Raw genomic sequence first — 17,490 nt, 5'->3', positions numbered from 1 at the left:
GTTTTTTAGGAGGTGACGGGGACAAATAGGTACTAATGGTGCCCGCGAGCCCTTTTTTTAGGAGGAGATGGGAACAAATAAGTACCAATCGTGCCCGCGAGCCCTTCTTTTTGAAGGTGATGGGAACAAATAGGTACTAATGGTGACTGCTCGCCTATTTTTTTGAAGGAGACGGGAACAAATAGGTACTAATCGTGCCCATCCGCCTGTTTTTAGAAGGAGAAGGGAACAATTAGCTATTAATTGTGCTGCCCATCCAATTCGCTTTTTAAAAGAGGACGGGAACACTTCCCCGTCCCCCCGTCAAATTCTACTCTGCCAAATACGCTTCGAGCATCCATCTATGCTTTTCCAAGGATGTGCGAACGGCGATGAACAGATCTGCTGTCGGTTGGTCCTCGTTGTCCTCGGCTAGGCTGATTCCTTCCGTCAGTTCGGTGCAGACGGTGTTAAAATCCTCAGCGAGTGTCTTGATCATTCCCTCCGCATTTTCGTCGCCCTCGCCTTCCTTGATGGAAGAGATTTGTAATTGCTCCTTCAGTGTCGCCGTTGGCAATGCTCCAAGCGACAACATTCGTTCCGCGATGGTATCAAGATGCAGCGCCGCTTCCTTATACAATTCTTCAAATTTTGGGTGCAGCGTGAAGAAATTCTCTCCTTTAACATACCAGTGGTAGTGGTGCAGTTTCATATAAAGCACGGAAAAATTAGCGACCTGTGTATTAAGAGTCTCTGTTACTAAGTTGTTCTTCTCTTTTACTTTTGCCATGTTTATTACCTCCGTTTGTTGGAATAGTGTTGATATTTATTCCTTACCCTGGACTTTATCGGTTGAAACCTTGGAAAAAATTTTTTTCCAAAGAGGTTTCAAGAATAATAGATTCGGGTAATAAAAAGTATTTAGGTAGAAATTTTCATCTCAAACAAATATAGTGCTATGGTAGAATAAGGATATTTTAATAGACCACTTTTGCCAGGAGGGGATTACAATAAAAGGCTTCAACTACAACATTCGTGCGAAAATTATTACCGGATACTTCTCCATCTTGATTTGCTTGGTGATATCCTTGCTCATCGTGATTAATCGAATGGCCGATTTACAGAACGAGGTGGACTTCATATCGGGACATGATATTGAGGTACACGATCTGACGAACCAAATTCAAAAAAATGTTCTCGACATGGAAACCGGAATGAGAGGGTATGCGCTCACTGGAGATGAGGAATACCTGGAGCCTTATAATCTAGGGAGTAGGAACTGGCTGGATAACTACAATAAACTTCATTCCTTGTTAGAGGATAACAACAGGCAGCAGCGCAGTTTAGAAGAAATAAAACCGCTGATTAGGAGTTGGATGACTAATTCCGGGGAATATGTCATCAATGCTAAAAAGTCCAATAATCAATCGGCCTTAGACCAGCATTTTAAGAAAAGTACAGGAAAAAGAATAACCGACCAGCTCCGCACCCAGTTTGATTCATTTCTGGCCAGTGAAAAGAAACTGATGGCAGGTCGGATTAGTCAACTCAAGCAAAATAACCAAAATTTAAAAGTGACGTTGTACACGCTGATTGGTTTGGTAACACTCATTACCATCGCGGCGGCGCTGTTACAGTCTAATTCCATCGTTCGAACCATCAATCAAGTGGTAAAAACGATTAAAGGAATTACCGATTCTAATTCGGATGTCGACCTGACGACACGGATGAAAGTGAATACGCGTGACGAAACCCGGGAGCTTGCGGAGGCCATGAACAGTCTCCTCAGCAGTCTGGAGAAACAGAGTTGGATTCAGAAAAGTATGGCGGATATCTCAACATTGTATCAAGGGATTACGGATATTAGCGAATTGACGCAATCGTTTATTTCCAGACTGGCTCCATTACTTCAAGCTTCTTTTGGTGTGGTATATCTTCGCAAAAATGAAGGGGGCGAAGTCTATTACGTCAAAGCGGCAGGATATGCCACGGTTGCCGATGAAGGCGCTGCCCGGGCGAGTTTCCGATTGGGGGAAGGGCTGATCGGCCAAGCTGCAGTCGATAAACGGATCTTTCTGATTGACCAACTGCCCGAGGAACATATCAAAGTCACCTCTGGCTTAGGTGCTTCCTCACCACGAAATCTATTAATTGCTCCAATTTTAGTAGATGGCAGGGTAGAGGCCGTGATTGAGCTTGCTGCGCTTCAGCCGTTTCTCTCACAGCACCTTACCTTAGTCGACCTGCTCCAAGACAAGTTCGGTTCGGCGATTACCAATGTGACAGGAAGAATGGAAGTCGAAAGGCTGCTAGGAGAATCGCAAGTTTTAACAGAAGAACTTCAGGCGCAATCGGAAGAACTCCAAGCGCAATCGGAAGAATTGCAAATGCAGCAAGATCAGCTTCAAATGGCCAATGGGTATTTGGAACAGGAGAAGCAATATGCCGAGCAACGAGCGCTGGAACTCAAAAAGGCGAAGGATGAATTGGAAGACTATTCTCGAAAACTCCAGATGAGTTCACAATACAAGACGGACTTTCTTGCCAATATGTCGCATGAGCTGCGCACGCCATTGAATAGCATTCTGATTCTGTCGCAAATGCTGATGGAGAATAATGATGAGTTAACCATGTCAGAAGTAGAAGAATACGCAGGTGTTGTCCATACGGCTGGCGGAGATTTGCTGCGGCTGATTGATGATATTCTCGATTTATCGAAAATTGAAGCAGGAAAAATTGAAATTTTGACAGACGAAGTCAACGTAACGGAGATTCCACAGACGCTCAGGAATCTGTTTGAGCCAGTGGCGCGAAAAAAGAATTTAACCTTTGATGTGATCACACATCCAGATGTGCCTCCGGTCATTTCGACGGATGGACAAAGATTGCAGCAAATTTTGAAAAATTTATTATCCAATGCCTTTAAATTTACGGAACAGGGCGGCGTTACGGTACGAATTGAATTTGCTCCGCTTGAAAAAGTCGCGGAATTGCCTGACCTGCAAGAGGATGCTGTCGTGCTGGCCATCGCTATCACTGATACAGGAATTGGCATTCCATTAGATAAACAGCAAATTATATTCGATGCCTTCCAACAGGTCGATGGGACCACGAACAGGCAATATGGCGGGACGGGGCTGGGGTTATCGATTTGCCGGGAATTTACCCGTTTGCTTGGCGGGCTGCTTGAAGTCGAAAGCGAGCAAGATAAGGGAAGTACGTTCACCTTATATATACCGAGCCGTCTTGCGCCTGTCAGCCATGATTTGTTCGAAGTCTTGGCGCTGGAGGAAGTGGCGGCAAGTGCCAGTGAGCTGACCGAGGAACAAGAATTTATAGAAGAATCAGAACCGCCGCGCGTTGATCGAACGGAGGCTGAAACTTCGGATGAACGCTTGTTTAAAGGGAAAAAAGTGCTTCTTGTTGAGGATGATGGCCGGAATGTATATGCGCTTGTGACAACGCTTGAGAAAAAAGGAGTGGTGGTCCAAGTGGCTGAGAACGGAAAGCGCGCCATTGAAATTTTACAAGAACAAGCCGACTTTGACTTGGTGTTCATGGATATCATGATGCCGGTGATGGGAGGCTATGAGGCCATGAAGGCGATCCGTCATGACCTGCAGATGGAGCGTCTGCCCATTATTGCGCTGACTGCTAAAGCCATGAAAGGAGAACGTGATAAGTGTATGGAGGCAGGTGCGTCTGATTATATTATGAAGCCATTAAAAATCGACCAGCTATTCTCATTGATGCGGGTGTGGTTGACAGAGCAGGTGGATCAGGATTGACGAGCATGAAAAAATCGGTGAACCCGGTGAACCTGACCAGCCCGATACAACCAGTGCCCCCGGTAAACCAAGTGAACCCAGTGAATCCAGTAAACCCAGTAAACCCGATGAACCCGGTGAACCCAGTAAACCCGATGAACCCAGTAAACCCGGTAGCCCCGCAAGATTCCAATGTACTCACAGAAACAATAGTGCCAACGGAGTTGCAGAATATCGAAATCAATTTGCTGCTTGAGGGTTTATATCAGATGTACGGATATGACTTCAGGGGGTATGTCCGTGCCTCTTTAACGAGAAGGGTCTTGAATCGGATGAAAGCGGAGCGGCTTCCGTCGATCACGGCTTTATTGGAAAAAGTCCTTCACGATCAAGCGTATTTGGAGCGATTATTGAATGATCTCTCGATTCGGATGACGGAAATGTACCGAGATCCTACTTTTTTCGCTGCCTTTCGTAACCAGGTCGTTCCATTATTGCGCGAGCTTCCAGAGATTCGGATTTGGCATGCTGGCTGCGCGACGGGGGAAGAGGTCTATTCGATGGCCATTTTGATGCTGGAAGAAGGGCTCGCGAAAAAAACAACCATCTACGCAACTGATATTAATGAAAAAGCCCTTTCTGCTGCTCAAAAAGGAGCGTTTCCTCTCAAGAAGATGCAGCAATATACGAAGAACTATTTAAAGTCAGGTGGAAAAAAGGCCTTTTCCGAGTACTATACGACGGATCACCAGTTTGCTTATTTTTCTCCTAAATTAGAAGAAAACCTTATCTTTGCTCAGCATAATCTGGTGGCCGACCGTTCGTTTAATGAATTTCATGTGATTTTATGCCGTAATGTCATGATCTATTTTGACAATGATTTGCAGCAGAAAGTCCATGGCCTATTTTACGACAGTCTTGCTGAAGGTGGATTCATCGGCCTTGGCAGTAAAGAATCCATCCTGTTTATGCCAAAGGGCAAGCAATACATGGAATTTAATCCACATGAACGAATATACAGAAAAGCATAGGTGCCGATACCCACATTGGGTGTCAGGCACCTTTTTTTTTTAATATCAGTATGATTAATATCCGGATAAATTGGGTATTAACCCATAAGGGGATCTAGATAAATTTGGGGGGAGAACGATGTGATGAAAAAACGGAGAATGGAATGGGTCTTTATCATTTTTATGGTTGCGCTAGCCTATATAGTGTTTTTTACCGACGTTCCGTTCCTGTCGAAAGTGATTTCCATCGCGCTCTATGGGGGAATGATCTTGATTACTGTATTATCATTAATGCTTGAAAATCGGACCGCACAAAACACGCTTTTATGGATTTATATTTTAGTGTTTCTGCCTATCCTTGGCTATATCATTTATGTCTATTCAGGACAATTATTATTAAAAGGCTATCTTTTTAAAAGTAAGCGAATCAAGGATCGTGAAGTGTTTGAAAGAATGAGTCATAAACACAAGAAGATCGATTTTTCCCAGTTAAATTATCACCAGCACCATTTTACACACTATTTGGATCGGGCAACTTCCACACCTACGAATTCCCATACTCACACCACAATTTTAAAAAATGGCGAGGAAACGTTCCGTGAAATCAAAAACGCACTGGGCAATGCTAAGGACTTTATCCACCTAGAATATTACATCTTCCGAGATGACCGGCTAGGGAATGAGATCATCGACATCTTAACGGATAAAGCACAAGAAGGGGTAGAAGTGCGTTTGATGTACGATGCGGTGGGAAGTATCACACTTTCAAGCGGCGCAATAAATAGAATGAAGGATGCAGGAATCAAGGTCCAGCCTTTTTTGCCGTTGAAAAGCGGTCTGATTAATCAAAAGTTTAACTTTCGGAATCATCGTAAAATCATTGTCATTGACGGGAAAGTCGGATTTGTGGGCGGACTGAACGTTGGAGTCGAATATCTAGGTGAAGACGAGAATATTGGATTCTGGTGTGATACCCATGTCCTTCTTGAAGGGGAAGCAGTCCAAACCTTGCATGCCGTGTTTTTATTAGATTGGCGCTATGTGATCGGGGAAATGCTGGTGACGGATGAACGCTATATGAAACCAAACCCTGCCCCCAGCGATGGTCTCGTCCATGTCGTCGCGACCGGCCCGGAAACAAAACGGATGAGTGACCACTATTATGCGATGATCTCCTGCGCCACAAAATCCATTTGGATAGCGTCACCGTACTTCGTCCCCAATCCAGCCATTCGAACCGCACTGCGGATTGCCGCCCATAAAGGGATTCAAATACGAATCATGGTGCCTGACACCAATGATGGTTTTCTCACCCAATATGCGACGCGTTCTTATTTACCGGAATTGTTGCGTGCGGGTGTTGAGGTTTATGCGTACCAAAAGGGGTTTCTTCATAAGAAGGTGATGATTGTGGATGGCGATCTCGCCACGATTGGCACAGCCAATATGGATATGCGCAGCTTTCGTCTCAACTTTGAGGTGAATTTATTTTTAATCGGGGCGAAATCCATCCAAGACCTAGTGGCGCATTATGAAGAAGACTTGAAGGAGTGTCTGAGAATCCGCCCAGTGGAATTTTACAAAAGAGGACTGACTGAAAGGGTAAAGGAATCCTTTGCCCGCCTATTTTCCGGTGTTTTATAAAATGGCCAAGATAAAGGGGGAAAAAACATGAAACGAAACCCGACGATGATGCAATTTTTTGAGTGGCATATTGAAGCCGATGGGACCCATTGGAAACGCCTGAAAAAGATCGCTCCTGAGCTAAAGAGGATAGGAATCGATTCGGTGTGGATTCCACCCGTAACGAAAGGTCAATCGCCAGAAGATACGGGCTATGGGGTATACGATCTTTATGATTTGGGTGAATTCGATCAAAAAGGGACAGTCCGGACGAAATATGGAACGAAGAAAGAATTACTAGACGCGATTGCCGCATTGTCTGCGCATGGGATTCATGTCTATGCAGATGTGGTCATGAATCATAAAGGCGGGGCGGATAAGACCGAGAGATTTCAAGTCGTTGAGGTGAGCAAGGAGGACCGAACCGAAGAGATTTCAGAGCCGTTTGAAATAGAGGGGTATACCAAATTCACGTTCCCGAATCGGAAGGATAAGTATTCAGCGTTCAAATGGGGAGTTGAACATTTTAACGGTATCGACTATGATGCAAAATCGAAGAAAACCGGAATTTTTCGGATGGTCGGCGAGGATAAAAAGTGGAATGACCATGTCGATAAGGAATTTGGTAATTACGACTATTTAATGTATGCCAATATTGATTACCATCAACCAGATGTACAGGCAGAAATGATCCAGTGGGGAATCTGGCTTGCCGATACTTTACAATGCAGCGGTTACCGCTTAGACGCAATTAAACATATGGATTCTCGTTTTATTAAAAAATTTATCGATGCTGTTCGGAAGCAGCAAGGAGAAGACTTTTATTTTCTAGGAGAATTTTGGGTCGCGGAGCTTTCTGCCTGCCAAACGTTTTTGAAAAATGTTGAGCACAAGCTCCAGTTATTTGACGTTCCCCTTCATTATAAATTTCATGAAGCAGCAATGGCCGGGGCTGATTTTGATTTGACGACCATTTTCGATGATACGTTGGTTCAAACGAATCCGGAACATGCAGTCACTTTTGTGGATAATCATGACACCCAGCCAAACGAGGCCCTGGAATCCTGGGTGGAGGATTGGTTTAAGCAGTCTGCATATGCGCTGATTCTGCTCCGCAAAGATGGCCATCCATGTATTTTTTACGGAGATTATTTTGGCATTGGGGGAGAAGAGCCTATTGAAGGAAAGAGGGTGGCGATCGATCCGCTGCTATATGCTCGTTTTCATAAAGCTTATGGTGAACAAGAAGATTATTTCGACGACGCCAATTTGATTGGCTGGGTCCGTCGCGGCCAGGCGGAACTGGAGCGTTCAGGCTGCGCGGTCCTCATTTCAAATCAGGATGATGGTGAAAAGAGAATGTTCGTCGGTGAAGACCGGGCAGGGGAAGTGTGGGTGGACCTCACAGGATCACGCGACGAGCCTATTCAAATAGAAGAAGATGGATTTGCGACGTTCCTTGTTAACGGCGGCAGTGTGTCAGTGTGGGCACTACCAGAAGAGGAGTTATTTTAAAATAGAGTCAAACCAGAAGCACCTTGTTTGTTGAGGTGTTTTTCTCATTTGAAAAAATAAGTTGTTTTCGTAAATAACGGGTGTAGCAAATCACAAAAAATGGAATTTTGTGTAAAATTACACTTCGACCATTGAACACTCAAGATTAATTAAATGATTTTCTTTTCAATGAGCGAATTTTAGAGCTTTATGAGCGAATATCGGGTTTCAATGAGCGAATACCGGTCTTTTATGAGCGAATTCAATGATTCAATGAGCGAATCAAAAAAGCAACTATTTTTTCCGAAAAGAGTGAAAGCCATAAAAAGAGACTGCGTGGCGGCAGTCTCTCTGAGTGAACCAATTATTTAAGCTTCCCGCCTCATGCCTTTCATAAGGAAGCCGACGATTAATGTGAGTAGAATCGCGCCCAAGATGGCTGGAATCAGATAAAATCCTCCGACTTCCGGACCCCAATCTCCTAATATCAAGGATCCTAGAAAAGCCCCAATGAATCCGGCGATGATATTTCCAATGACACCTCCTGGAATATCACGTCCAATGACGAGACCTCCTAACCACCCGATAATTCCTCCGATAATTAAAGACCAAATAAATCCCATGAAAACTCATCCCTTTCTAATAAGTAATGTGGAACTTAATCATGTAATACCCGCTCCTGCAATGGCCAAACATTTTTTGATAAAAAAATCATTTTTTCAGCATAAAGGTTTCAATTTTTAAAAAAGGGTTATACACCCAGTTAACATCAAGCAGCATTTCAACTTACTAACGAAATTTATTTAGGAGGTAGTTAGAATGAGACAGGTCAAACTAGTGGAAAATGGTCTTCAAGCCAAACAGGAAATTGAACAATTATTAAATCAAGGGTTCAGTAAAGATGAAGTTTACTTGTTGGCTCACAGCAAAGAACGTTCCGAGGATTTGGCGGAGGAGCTGGATACTAATGAGATTGGGGTAAACGAACAAGGATTCTTGGATTCCATCGCAAATGTGTTTCGTTCCCGCGGGGACGAGCTTCGTTCAAAAATGGAATCATTAGGATTATCCGATACTGAAGCGCAGCAATTTGAAAAGGAATTAGACAAAGGTCGAGTCGTAGTTGTAGCAGCCAAATAAAATTCAAGCTTCAGGCGGGGAACAAAAGGATCTCCTTTTGTTCCTCTTACATACAACAAATGGAAAGGAGTTAAGGTGATGAAAATTTCAAAAGTGAACTTGGCTGATTTTTTTGGAGGGAACGTTCGAGCACGCCGCAAAGTGCGAAAGGAACACTGTCCTGATACGAACTTTGCAAATCCAATCGTGCACAAGCAAATACACGGCGACAAGGTATATGTCCCATTAAATATCGGCAGGGTTTGGAATCAGGTTAATTAGGTAAATATGTGGGTCGTGTCAGCCTAAAATTCGCCTTCTAATAGTGCAGTGGAAGGCGAATTTTTTATTAAAAAGTATTTTTAAAAAAATGGATAGAAAAGGAAACTATTAAGGTGAAGTTTGTGATAGAATAAACATTGTGTGAAAAAGGAGGGTGTAGGGTGATAAATGATTTTGGACAAATGGCATTGTTAAGTATTGTTTCACATTTAATTTTCATAGCGATTTCCTGGTGGGCCCTGCAAGCGATTCGGTTGGATCAATTGCTGAAAGCGGGTCATGTTTTTCAGGCGCGGTTACTTTACATATTATTAGCCATCATCATTGGTTCATCTGTTAGTAACTTTTTCCTTGATTATCTCCAATGGTCTAGACAACTGCCTTTGATCATGCAAAATAGTTAATTGGAAAAATTTTAGTTCTTCGTACATGTTCCTATTTGTCTAGAAATTGAGTACAATCGTCATTGTGTGGAAAAAATAACATCAATAAAGCATGGAACTTTGTCTAAAAGTGACGACATTTCCCAAGTATGCTACTCCTCTACCTGGTAACAATGGTAGTAAGGGGGAGTAGAGATGAAGAGAAAGAGTCAAATCCTTTTGAGCGTAGTTATCATACTTAGTGTAATTTTGGTTGTTATGGGGAACCAAACAAGTGAAGCAAATAGCGGCGGAACTAGTTCTTTTTTTGAAAAAGAAATGGACTTAATTAAAATCGGCTCGATGTTACAAGCCGAAAATATTTTGCTCGATGAATGGACTTTTTATGCAAGAGAGCATTTGGATGGCATGGAAAGTTTGCAGGAAGTAAAGGACTACGCTAAAGAGCTTCAAGCTAAGTTTCCTGATTGGGAATGGTCTGTTAAAAATACCAGCCAAAAATGGGAATTAACAGCAGTATCTCCAACATCTAAACACCACAACGAAATGCTTCAAATTATGGCAACCCACACAAAACAACCTGTTAATGCGTATATAGTATATAGTATCTCGGGTAAGGAGTGGAATTCGGCGACAAAGGCCTTTTTCACTACTAGTCAATTTAAAACTAGGCTAACTGACATATTTCGAGGAAATCCAACAGTTTTCTCTTGTATGAAAGGTACAGTCGGTGATAAGATTGATAAGTCTTTACCTAAGACAATGAATCAAATGATGTCAAGATTTAAAGCAAAAGAAATCGAAGCGTTAAAAGAGGAGACTTTCATGTCTGTTTCGGCAAATTCGCCGATGTTTACAGGCTCCATAGAGAATCAGCGAGAGAACATGAATTTACAAATTGGTATACGCTCCGAAGGATTGGGCGCTAAAACTACCATCGTAGTTGGCACACCAATCATTACGATTGAATATTAATATAGAGAAAATGGACGCGGAGGGGAATACTCTTGGAAAAGATCATCGTCCGCGGCGGAAAAAGGCTTGATGGAACGGTTAAAGTTGAAGGCGCAAAAAATGCCGTTCTGCCTGTACTCGCTGCAACATTATTAGCAAGTGACGGAAAAAGTGTATTACGTGATGTACCTACACTCTCCGATGTATACACAATTAATGAAGTTTTACGCAACCTAAATGCTGAAGTGTCGTTTGAAAACAATACTGTCGAAGTAGATGCATCCAAAGCGTTAAAAGATGAGGCGCCATTCGAATACGTTCGAAAAATGCGCGCGTCTGTGCTTGTCATGGGATCATTACTCGCTCGTAATGGCCGTGCTCGTGTGGCCTTACCGGGTGGCTGTGCCATTGGATCCCGTCCTATCGATCAGCATCTCAAGGGCTTTGAAGCCATGGGAGCAACGGTTAAGGTAGGAAACGGTTTTATTGAAGCGGAAGTAAACGGCCGCTTACAAGGTGCAAAGATTTATTTAGACTTCCCAAGTGTTGGGGCCACTGAGAATATCATGATGGCTGCCACTCTTGCGGAAGGTACGACAATTATTGAGAATGTGGCAAAAGAACCGGAAATCGTTGACCTTGCCAATTTCTTGAACAAAATGGGCGCTAAAGTTCGCGGCGCCGGCACTGGAACTCTTCGTATTGAAGGGGTAGACGTGTTATTTGGTGCAGACCACAATATTATTCCTGACCGAATCGAAGCTGGTACCTTTATGGTAGCTGCAGCGATTACGGGTGGTAATGTATTGGTAAAAGGCGCTGTTCCTGAACATTTATCATCTTTGATTGCAAAAATGGTAGAAATGGGTATCACGATTCGTGAGGAAGAAGATGGCGTCCGTGTCATCGGAACCGATCGTATGAAGGCTGTTGACATCAAGACGATGCCGCACCCTGGTTTCCCTACAGATATGCAATCACAAATGATGGCATTGCTGCTTCGTGCGAATGGTACTTCGATGATAACTGAAACGGTCTTCGAAAACCGTTTTATGCATGTCGAGGAATTCCGCCGTATGAACGCAGACATCAAGATTGAAGGCCGTTCTGTTATTTTAAATGGTTCTTCAAACTTACAAGGTGCAGAAGTATCAGCAACAGATCTTCGTGCCGCCGCTGCATTAATTTTAACTGGTTTAGTTTCTGAAGGCATGACTCGCGTGACTGAGTTGAAACACTTAGACCGCGGCTATGTAGACTTCCACGGCAAACTAGCAAGACTAGGCGCTGACATCGAACGAATCAACGAAGCTGACGAAACGTTCACGGAAGTTCAGAACCTTGTATCGGATATGAATGCGTAAATGATTTCAGATCTGATTGGTTTCCCAATCAGGAAAGTCTTGAAATCCACGTAACAACGTGCAATCGCAAAACAACGGGCCCTGATGTAGAATTGGGCCTTTTTTGCGTTTAGTGGCTTTTTTTGTGGTGACTGGTGTGTAGTTTTGATGGTGTCAGGCACTAGTAAAAGACATTTGTCTATGGATTGGTGGTGTCAGGCACCACAAAAAGACATTTAACCATGATTTGTCCACGGGCGGTGCCTGACACCACGTTTACTACCCTGTTCAGTTTTCTGCAAAAATCCGTAATAAATGCTTGTCCGCCTCCATATGTATTAATTGAGACGCAACCCGCCTTTGTTATGATTTGGTGTGGCTGTGAATTTGCAAACTGGAGGCACTATCATGATAAAAATCAAACCATTCGTCGTAGCAGCAGCAGTCCTTATTGCCTTGACACTGATTATTCCCGCAGTCCTTGTTTTACCGTTTTCTGATGAACATCAAGCGAGCGGAAAGTTAGGGGAGGATTTAACGAAGACCCCCGCAAAAGAAGCAAAAGTGGTTCCTGCTTCCTCTGACCCTGATGTGGATGTCGCCGTCTTCCGGACTGCAAGATCAACCATTGAAAGTGTCCAATTAGAAGATTACCTCGTTGGCGTGGTAGCAGCTGAAATGCCCGTTGATTTCAAAGAGGAAGCACTCAAGGCCCAGGCATTAACAGCGAGAACGTATATCGTTAACCGATTAATTAATAAAGATACGTTGGGCGTTCCCAAAGGTGCTCAGGTGACGGACACCGTTATCCACCAAGTTTATATGAATGACGCAGAGCAGAGGCGGGACTGGGGCGCAAATTATGAATGGAAAAAGAAGAAGATCGTAGATGCTGTTCGGGCTACTGCGGGTCAAATATTGACCTATGACGGCAAGCCAATCGATGCCTTGTTCTTCTCGACAGGCAATGGCTATACGGAAAATTCGGAAGATGTCTGGGAAGGGAAATTTCCTTATTTAAGAAGTGTATCCAGTCCGTGGGATAAAAAATCTCCGAAATATAACAGTCAAAAGGTGATGTCCGTCCATGAGTTTGAAAGACGGCTTGGTGTGAACCTTGGCTCTGGATCAACAATTGGCAAGATTGTGGACCGGACGGCTGGCAAGCGTGTGGGTAAGGTCGATTTCAACGGGAAAGTCCTATCAGGGATACAAATTCGTGAAAAACTGGAACTGCGCTCGTCTGATTTCTCGTGGAAGCGCAAGGGCGACAATATTGTGATTACGACGAAGGGATTTGGCCATGGCGTCGGAATGAGCCAATATGGGGCGAATGGGATGGCTAAAGAAGGAAAGAACTATCAGGAGATTGTGAAGCATTACTACAAGGGCGTGAAGATTACAGCGGCGGATCATATGCTTGATACGGTTACGGCGAAGAAATAGTAGTTGTTGAATGGACCAGGCTGAGATGCCTGGTTTTTTTGTATTTTGGGAGGATACAATAATGATCTCCTCCCAGGTGTGCCTTGTCCAGCATGTAACTGTTTAGCGGCATGAAATATGTATACGGAACATGGGTGTGCCCGAATTGCGAGTGCAAATCAAAAACAGCCCATATCCAAGCCATCAACTATTATTTTCTTGTAATCAAGCTCTCGATTACAAACTCAGAATTGAGACGTTATCTGGGGATTGAATCCCCTAAAAGTGCCAATCAAATTCTTAAATCTATGAACTTAACCTTTACGGGGACCTTAAAGGGAAGAATTTATTTTCCTAAAACTATACACGGCCTAGTACCTTCCCAAGTCCCTTAAATTTCCCCTTAAACAATGCCCCTCGGATAAAGTAAAAACAAACCAAGATCCCGGTGAAGTCTTTGACTAAGTCGAACCAGGACGCCGAGCGGTAGGCGTAGAAGGACTGATGGATTTCGTCGCTGATTCCATAGAGGCCAGCGATAACAGCGCAGGTTATGTTTAAGGCAGGCGTGAACGCCCCTCGGCGGGTTAACATCGCTAGCACGAGCAATACATACAAAATGGCAAACTCTATTAAATGTAACGATTCCTTAATGGTGTGGTCGATTTTGGAATCAGGCAGTTTCACAAAATGGTCCGCAGGCAAGCTCGACATAATAAAAATGGCCGCCATATAGGCAAACGGGAGCACCCGCAATACCCACTTAAAAATTTTCATATAAATTCCTCCCAATATGCTCGAAAAAATTTTTTCCAACTTCATGCATAAAAATTAAATCATTGTTGAAAAATAAGTTCAAAAAAATTTTTTTCACTAGTGTATATAATTCTACTTATCTGTTCAGAATGATTGCTGAGGTGATGAAAATGAGAGAGGAAGAAAACAAACGATCTTCTCAAAGTTCCAGCGTAAAACGCTTTTTCAAAAAGCGTTGGGTATTTCCAGCCATCTATATTGCAAGTGCAGCAATCATTTTGACCGCGGTACTATGGTATCAAACAAGCAACAACGCAACAGACAAGTACGATTACAAATCCACGGATATTGCTGGTAAAAAGGGTCAAGAACCAGCTGTTGAAGTTAGCAAAACATTTGAAGACTTCAAGATGCCAGTGGAAAATGCGGATGCAGCTGTTGTAAAAACGAAATTCTATGATTTCAATGGAAAAACGGAAGACCAGGAAGCGGCTTTGGTATTCTATAACAATACCTACCAACCAAATACTGGTATCGATGTGACCGTGAAAGACGGCGAATCGTTTGATGTTGTTGCATCACTAAGCGGTACTGTCACACGTGTTGAAGAAGATGCAGTCCTTGGGAATGTCATTGAAGTGGAACACGACAAAGGTATTGTAACACAATATCAATCCGTTAAAGACATAAAGATCAAGGTTGGCGACGAGGTAAAACAGGGACAAGTGATTGCCAAGGCTGGACAAAGCTTGTTCAATGAAAAAGCTGGAACACATGTACATTTTGAAATTCGTAAAGATGGTATTGCTGTAAACCCTAGTGACTATTTTAACAAATCGTTAAGCACTTTACAGGAAGCAAAACTATCGAATGAAAATGCAAGCGAATCAGTAGAAACTCCGCAAATGAAGGAAAAAGAGCAAATGATTGAGGATCCAGACAATTCCCTTGATCAAGAAAAATCTTCTGACGAAGATAAAAATGCGGATGACAATTCTACTAACTCAACAGAAAAAGCAAACTCATAATTATAACGTTACAAAGGGGAAGGGGAATTCTTTCCTCTTTTTTTTGTACTCATTTCACATTAATTCGCACAAGCTCGAACTAATTCACACTTTATTTTACTCATAATAAATGGGCACAACACCATTTTTTGTATATTCACGGTATAATAATAAATATTGGTTATTGGTGCCTGACACCAGAAGTAATTAACAGTGGTGTCCGCCACTGGTGTACAAAATGGAGAAAGTGTCTTTGGGTGGTGCCTGACACCGTAAACCAAACACCAAACACCGTAAACCAAACTTTTTAAGGGAGGGATTTTGTTGAGGAAGTTAGTAGGGGCCATGCTGGTGATGCTGCTGATGATGGCGGTTTTGGCTGGCTGCAGTAAGGAGCCGACGCCGCAGGATCGTTTGGCGAAGTACATAGCGTTATGGAATGGGCAGAAGTTTGACCAGATGTATGATTATCTTTCTACTAATGCGAAGAAGAAAATCACCAAAGAGGAATTTACAAGCCGCTATCAAAAAATCTACAAAGATCTTCAGATAACAGACCTCAAGATTGACTTTAAAAAACCAAAAGAAGATAAACAGGGGGAAAAAGAACAAGCCCAATATTCATTTAAGGCAAGCATGAATAGCTTGGCGGGTCCGATTCAATTCACCCACAAAGCTAACTTAAAGAAAGAGGAGCGAGCCGACAAGAAGAATTGGTATATAGACTGGAATACAGGGTACATTTTTCCGAAATTGCAAGAAGGCGATAAAATTGGCATTAATACGACTGCCCCAAAAAGAGGAGAGATCCTCGATCGCAATGAGATCGGGCTGGCTGTGAATGGCCAAGTGTACGAGGTCGGTGTGGTGGCAGGGAAGGTGACGGACCAGATGCTTGAGCCGTTATCCTCGCTTTTAAAAATGAGCCCTGATCAGATTAAGAAGGCAATAAGTGCAAGTTGGGTAAAGCCGGAGCTGTTCGTGCCGTTGAAGCGGGTGTCGATGGAGGATGAGGCCCGGATTGCCCAGTTGATTGCCCTCGAGCCGGTGCAAACGCGAAAGGTGGAAGCACGTATCTATCCGTATGGCAAAGCCGCAGCACAGCTTATTGGATATGTTGGGGCGATCACGGCAGATGAGTTGGAGAAACTCAAAGATAAGGGCTACACAAGCAGTGATATGATTGGCAAAAGAGGCCTTGAACAAGTGTATGACGAGCAGTTAAGGGGCAAGCCTGGGGTGACGATTACCATTAACAAAAAGAATGGCGGCAAGGAGGTGCTCGCTGAAAAGCCAGTGGAGGATGGAAAAGCGGTGAAGCTGACGATTGATGTGGATGTTCAGACTGCAATCTATGACCAACTTGGCAAGGAAGCGGGCACGGGAGCCGCTATGAACCCGGTGACGGGGGAAACGCTGGCGCTTGTCAGCACGCCTTCATTTGACCCGAATCAAGCGATGCTCGGCTTCTCGGCGGCTGAATGGAAGGCACTGCAGGAAAGCAAGAAACAGCCCCTCTCAACGCGGTTTAAACAAACCTTTGCACCGGGATCTGTCATGAAGGCAATCACGGCAGGGATAGCATTGGAAAACGGAGCGATCACGCCGGAGCAGGCGGTACCGATAGTAGGGAAGAAGTGGCAAAAGGATAAGTCGTGGGGCGGTTATTTTGTAACGCGAGTCCATGCTGGGTCTGCTCCGGTTAATCTGGAAAAGGCGTTTGTGTTTAGTGATAATATTTATTTTGCCCAAGCGGCGTTAAAAACGGGGAAAGCTGCGTTCGCGGATGGGCTGAAGAAATTTGGCTTTGAAGAAGAGCTGGCGTTTCCATTCCCGCTCGAGAAATCAACGATTGGCGCGCTGGACCGAGATATATCGCTTGCCGATACGGGGTATGGTCAAGGGCAGATTCAAATGAGCATCGTGCATTTGCTGTCGGCATATACACCATTTATCAATAATGGCAATATGATTAAGCCAATCCTCTTAACGGATGAACAGCAAGGACAGGTGTGGAAGGAGGCCGTGGTCTCCGCGGAACATGCCGGAGTGATTGCGGCGGATTTACGGAAGGTGGTTAGCGATGCCGCTGGAACAGCACATGCAGCCGATATGAAGGAGTACCCGCTGGCGGGCAAGACGGGGACAGCGGAGATTAAACAGAAGCAAGGTGAAACCGGTACAGAAAATGGCTGGTTCATTGGATATAACACAAATTCGCCAAATTTGATGGTCGCGATGATGGTCGAGAATGTCCAGAAGCGGGGCGGGTCGCAGATCCCGGTTAAGAAAGTGAAAAAGGTTTTTGAGTTGGTACGGTAGATGAGTACTGTGTGGTGGTGTCAGGC

The 17,490-nt window shown here is 43.8% G+C and carries 15 protein-coding genes; 12 read left to right on the top strand and 3 right to left on the bottom strand.

Annotated elements, in window-relative coordinates:
- Positions 1–310 precede the first annotated feature (310 nt).
- The gene (locus M3610_RS12580) at positions 311–769 is read right to left on the bottom strand and encodes a Dps family protein (protein ID WP_251459494.1); all 459 of its coding nucleotides are present in this window, start codon (positions 767–769) and stop codon (positions 311–313) included.
- Positions 770–1,058: 289 nt separating this feature from the next.
- Between M3610_RS12580 and M3610_RS12575 the strand changes: the two genes are divergently transcribed.
- The 4 genes from M3610_RS12575 (at position 1,059) to M3610_RS12560 (ending at position 7,894) form a co-directional block, all read left to right on the top strand.
- The gene (locus M3610_RS12575) at positions 1,059–3,767 is read left to right on the top strand and encodes a CHASE3 domain-containing protein (RefSeq protein ID WP_251459735.1); all 2,709 of its coding nucleotides are present in this window, start codon (positions 1,059–1,061) and stop codon (positions 3,765–3,767) included.
- Positions 3,768–3,901: 134 nt separating this feature from the next.
- Positions 3,902–4,777: a CheR family methyltransferase gene (locus M3610_RS12570; RefSeq protein ID WP_285851150.1), complete on the top strand. Its 876-nt coding sequence runs from the start codon at positions 3,902–3,904 to the stop codon at positions 4,775–4,777.
- Positions 4,778–4,900: 123 nt separating this feature from the next.
- A complete protein-coding gene (gene cls / locus M3610_RS12565; RefSeq protein WP_251459493.1) occupies positions 4,901–6,400 on the top strand; it encodes a cardiolipin synthase in 1,500 nt (499 codons plus the stop codon).
- A 27-nt stretch (positions 6,401–6,427) separates the two neighbouring features.
- Positions 6,428–7,894 carry an alpha-amylase gene (locus tag M3610_RS12560; RefSeq protein ID WP_251459492.1) on the top strand — a complete coding sequence of 489 codons (1,467 nt, stop codon included), beginning with the start codon at positions 6,428–6,430 and terminating at the stop codon, positions 7,892–7,894.
- 347 nt (positions 7,895–8,241) lie between these two features.
- Here M3610_RS12560 and M3610_RS12555 read toward each other — a convergent pair whose 3' ends face one another.
- Entirely contained in the window at positions 8,242–8,496 is a 255-nt protein-coding gene (locus tag M3610_RS12555) for a GlsB/YeaQ/YmgE family stress response membrane protein (protein ID WP_098571494.1), read from the bottom strand.
- 196 nt (positions 8,497–8,692) lie between these two features.
- Here M3610_RS12555 and M3610_RS12550 point away from each other — a divergent pair, with 196 nt between their 5' ends.
- The 6 genes from M3610_RS12550 to spoIID all read left to right on the top strand — a co-directional run bounded on the left by M3610_RS12550 (position 8,693) and on the right by spoIID (position 13,400).
- Positions 8,693–9,013 (top strand): YflT domain-containing protein, encoded by a 321-nt coding sequence (locus tag M3610_RS12550; protein ID WP_251459491.1) that lies wholly within the window; start codon positions 8,693–8,695, stop codon positions 9,011–9,013.
- 78 nt (positions 9,014–9,091) lie between these two features.
- Entirely contained in the window at positions 9,092–9,274 is a 183-nt protein-coding gene (locus M3610_RS12545; RefSeq protein WP_251459490.1) for a hypothetical protein, read from the top strand.
- A 161-nt stretch (positions 9,275–9,435) separates the two neighbouring features.
- Entirely contained in the window at positions 9,436–9,678 is a 243-nt protein-coding gene (locus M3610_RS12540; protein ID WP_026568263.1) for a DUF1146 family protein, read from the top strand.
- Between the two features lie 174 nt (positions 9,679–9,852).
- Positions 9,853–10,632, top strand: coding sequence for a YwmB family TATA-box binding protein (locus tag M3610_RS12535; protein WP_251459489.1), 780 nt, complete (start codon positions 9,853–9,855; stop codon positions 10,630–10,632).
- Between the two features lie 32 nt (positions 10,633–10,664).
- Entirely contained in the window at positions 10,665–11,975 is a 1,311-nt protein-coding gene (murA, locus tag M3610_RS12530; RefSeq protein ID WP_251459488.1) for a UDP-N-acetylglucosamine 1-carboxyvinyltransferase, read from the top strand.
- Between the two features lie 387 nt (positions 11,976–12,362).
- Positions 12,363–13,400, top strand: coding sequence for a stage II sporulation protein D (gene spoIID, locus M3610_RS12525; RefSeq protein WP_251459487.1), 1,038 nt, complete (start codon positions 12,363–12,365; stop codon positions 13,398–13,400).
- A gap of 339 nt (positions 13,401–13,739) precedes the next feature.
- Here spoIID and M3610_RS12520 read toward each other — a convergent pair whose 3' ends face one another.
- Positions 13,740–14,156, bottom strand: a complete 417-nt coding sequence (locus tag M3610_RS12520; protein WP_098571488.1) for a VanZ family protein — start codon at positions 14,154–14,156, stop codon at positions 13,740–13,742.
- A 149-nt stretch (positions 14,157–14,305) separates the two neighbouring features.
- Here M3610_RS12520 and spoIIQ point away from each other — a divergent pair, with 149 nt between their 5' ends.
- Both spoIIQ and M3610_RS12510 read left to right on the top strand, forming a co-directional pair.
- On the top strand, positions 14,306–15,163 hold the full coding sequence (spoIIQ, locus tag M3610_RS12515; RefSeq protein WP_251459486.1) for a stage II sporulation protein SpoIIQ: 858 nt from the start codon (positions 14,306–14,308) through the stop codon (positions 15,161–15,163).
- Between the two features lie 303 nt (positions 15,164–15,466).
- Positions 15,467–17,464 carry a penicillin-binding transpeptidase domain-containing protein gene (locus M3610_RS12510; RefSeq protein WP_251459485.1) on the top strand — a complete coding sequence of 666 codons (1,998 nt, stop codon included), beginning with the start codon at positions 15,467–15,469 and terminating at the stop codon, positions 17,462–17,464.
- Positions 17,465–17,490 lie beyond the last annotated feature (26 nt).

It is taken from the genome of Neobacillus sp. MER 74 (assembly GCF_023714155.1).
Note: the sequence above shows the minus strand (reverse complement) of the source record. Positions and strands in the feature narration are given on the sequence as shown.